We start from the raw sequence: 2,618 nt of genomic DNA, 5'->3' as shown, positions 1-2,618 counted from the left end.
GCTTCTATTATATATGTCTGAGATAGAGAAAGAAAAAGTATGATGAGGAGTTATTTCGTTTCGAGCTTGTGTGTTGCCCTCGCGGGCGATCTGCGTTTGGCAGACCCCTGTATTCAATACAATATACGGTCTCTTCAACCGTCATACAACTCACCCCCTTGACAAATCTCTCGTGAGAATATAATATAATTAAACGTGTATTAAATGTGTTTTAATCATGTTCAATACCAAAGGAGGCGTACAGGTTGAACGCCGAAGAAATCAGCACCAGGGAAAGGATCTTCAGAGCCACGCTTGAATTGATTAGAGAAGTGAAAGACGCATATGGAATTACTACGAGGCAAATAGGCGACCGGGCCGGAGTGAATCCTTCGCTGGTCAACTACCATTTCCAGTCGAAGGAAAACCTCATAGGTCAGGTTGTAGGGTCAATGATGGGAGAGATCATCGGGCAGTACCAGCGGAGCGATGCCATCGAAAACAATCCAGAGACTAGGTTGAGAGAGATACTTCTTACCACTGCCGACGCGGCTTTTAAGTTCTACAACGTGAGCAAGATCGCCATAGCCGGCGAGCTGAAAGAAGGTTGCAGGAACTCCTGTCAAATGGTTCTGCCGCTCTTGCAGGAGATATTCAAGGGTTACGCTCTTTCCGATTTGAACGTGATCGCCCTTCAGCTGATGCTTCCGTTTCATCATATCGTCGTCGATCCAGATCTATACGGCAAGTATCTCGGCGCGGATTTTTTCGATGAGAAGCAGCGAAGGCGAAAGATAAATCAAATGGTAGATCTGGTCATAGCCAGACTGGATAAGGAGGGAGAACAATGAAGCGAGCGGGGATTTCAGAGACAGATTCGAAGATTGTCAATCGCACCATTCTGTTAGTCGTATCGACCATGGCGATTATCTTCGGTGTCGGCGGTATAGGCCACGGCTTCTTCGAGGCGCTGCAGGGGTTTACCTCGACGAATGGACTGTTGATCAACGCAATCGGGGAGGCCAACAAGATGTGGGAGTACGGCAATGAGCCGGCCTTCACTGTCATTCCCAACTTTCTGATCACGGGAATCGCCTCTATTGCGTTGGGGATGGCAGTGATAGTATGGTCGGTAGGGTTCCTTCACAGAAAGAACGGTCCAACTGTTCTACTTTTCCTCTTTATTTTGCTGTTCCTGGTTGGCGGGGGAATCGGTCAGGTGGTGTTCTTCTCGATTATTTGGGTCTTCTCGACTTTCATTCACAAGCAGTTGAAGCCTCTGAAGAGCGGAAAGGTCGGCAGCCTGAGGAAGAAGGTGGCCCGTTATTGGCTGGTTTTCCTGGCAGCCTCTTCTTTCGGGATCTTGTTTGCTCTGGAAATCGCCGTTTTCGGACTCGTTCCCTTTGTAAGAAACCCGGATGCGATCTCTCTGGAGATGCTCTTCTCGTTGGGAACAGGGTTTGTACTCATGATTCTTGCCTTTTTATCGGGAATGGTTAATGACAGCGAGTCGAAAAGGGGACTGGCCGCATGAAAAAGAAGACTTTGGTGGCTTACGCCACCAAGCGTGGGTCTACCGCAGAGATAGCCGAGAAGATCGGAGAGGTCCTCGAGAAAAGACAGGTGCAGGTAGATGTGATGCCCGTCCGGGAAGTCGTCGATCTCTCGCCGTACAAGACGGTCATACTAGGAACGGCGATTTATATAGGGCTTTGGAGAAGGGAGGCGGTCAAGTTTCTGAAAACCTATGCGGACGAGCTTGCGAAGATGACCTTCTGGATCTTTCTCAGTGGTCCTACCGGTGAGGGTGACCCGCTGGAATTGCTTGACGGCTGGCGCTTCCCGGAATCTATGAGGCATATGATAGAGCAAATAAAGCCAGCCGAAATCACTTGCTTCGGAGGAAGGATCGAGAGTTGCAAGATGAACCCCTTCGAGAAAATGATAATAAAAAAAGTAGGGGCCAAGATCGGCGACTTCCGCAACTGGGGAAGTATCGCTTCTTGGGCGAATGAAATTTACTGATGTCGCAAGTATCGCTTCACGGAGCCAGGCGGCGGACCCAAGGCTGCCTTCGGCAGGAGGCGATCTGAAAACCAGTCACCTTCGGTGGCCAGTCAGGCTTCGCTTGGTCAGTCTCGCCTTTGGCGAGGCCAGTTCCGCTTTGCGGGCTAGGAGCCGCTGAACGCTGGCGAAGACAACGTTGTCCGTCAACGGTCCGCCGTCCACCGAGAAGAGCATTTCAAGAGACTTATAGAGTTTATTGGCTTTTGCTCTTACAACTAACGACTTGGAACTTGCAACTGTTTTTTTGTTCTTCCAAAACCTCAACCTCCGACCCCGAACCACGGTTCTTGAAAAACCCAGATCCCGAAACTAGTTTCGGGATGACAGAGCAGAGGAAACGAGGAGTCAGTGGGTTTGGAAGTGTGTTGTTCCGATTTCATTATTATGAGAACAAGGGCCCTTTCGGGCCCTTGACTAGATTGGGTAGGGGTTTTATCTCTTACAGCTGAGCTGCTTTTCCGAATCCTCTGCCGAGTCCAGGTCCCTTTTCGCCAGAAGCTCCGTGCCTGTAGCCTGTTCCGTCCTGGGCATTCTTCAGTTCTCTTACACCGTCATTCGGGCAGTTGTCGTTT

Annotated in this window: 5 protein-coding genes; 3 read left to right on the top strand and 2 right to left on the bottom strand. The window is 49.9% G+C overall.

The genetic code is table 11. The annotated features are described in order from the left end of the window. Positions 1–224: 224 nt before the first annotated feature. From ENN47_07375 to ENN47_07365, 3 genes are read left to right on the top strand one after another with little or no spacing between them, the layout of a single operon-like run. Positions 225–830, top strand: coding sequence for a TetR/AcrR family transcriptional regulator (locus tag ENN47_07375; GenBank protein HDP77988.1), 606 nt, complete (start codon positions 225–227; stop codon positions 828–830). Continuing rightward, on the top strand, positions 827–1,513 hold the full coding sequence (locus ENN47_07370; protein HDP77987.1) for a hypothetical protein: 687 nt from the start codon (positions 827–829) through the stop codon (positions 1,511–1,513). The genes ENN47_07375 and ENN47_07370 overlap by 4 nt, the downstream gene beginning before the upstream one ends. After that, the gene (locus ENN47_07365; GenBank protein HDP77986.1) at positions 1,510–2,004 is read left to right on the top strand and encodes a hypothetical protein; all 495 of its coding nucleotides are present in this window, start codon (positions 1,510–1,512) and stop codon (positions 2,002–2,004) included. The genes ENN47_07370 and ENN47_07365 overlap by 4 nt, the downstream gene beginning before the upstream one ends. A 75-nt stretch (positions 2,005–2,079) precedes the next feature. Here the strand turns inward: ENN47_07365 and ENN47_07360 are convergent, their stop codons facing one another. Further along, positions 2,080–2,310: a hypothetical protein gene (locus tag ENN47_07360; GenBank protein HDP77985.1), complete on the bottom strand. Its 231-nt coding sequence runs from the start codon at positions 2,308–2,310 to the stop codon at positions 2,080–2,082. Positions 2,311–2,485: 175 nt separating this feature from the next. Then, on the bottom strand, positions 2,486–2,618 hold a 133-nt coding region (locus tag ENN47_07355), incomplete at its 5' end, for a Thrombospondin type 3 repeat protein (GenBank protein ID HDP77984.1).

Origin of the sequence: Mesotoga infera (assembly GCA_011045915.1) — a bacterium.
Lineage (GTDB): Bacteria > Thermotogota > Thermotogae > Petrotogales > Kosmotogaceae > Mesotoga > Mesotoga infera_D.
This window is presented reverse-complemented; position numbering and strand designations above follow the sequence as displayed.

Bases quoted from the DNA above. Each gene is read 5' to 3' on its own strand.
- ENN47_07365 (HDP77986.1), top strand. From the start codon at position 1,510: ATGAAAAAGAAGACTTTGGTGGCTTACGCCACCAAGCGTGGGTCTACC.
- ENN47_07370 (HDP77987.1), top strand. From the start codon at position 827: ATGAAGCGAGCGGGGATTTCAGAGACAGATTCGAAGATTGTCAATCGC.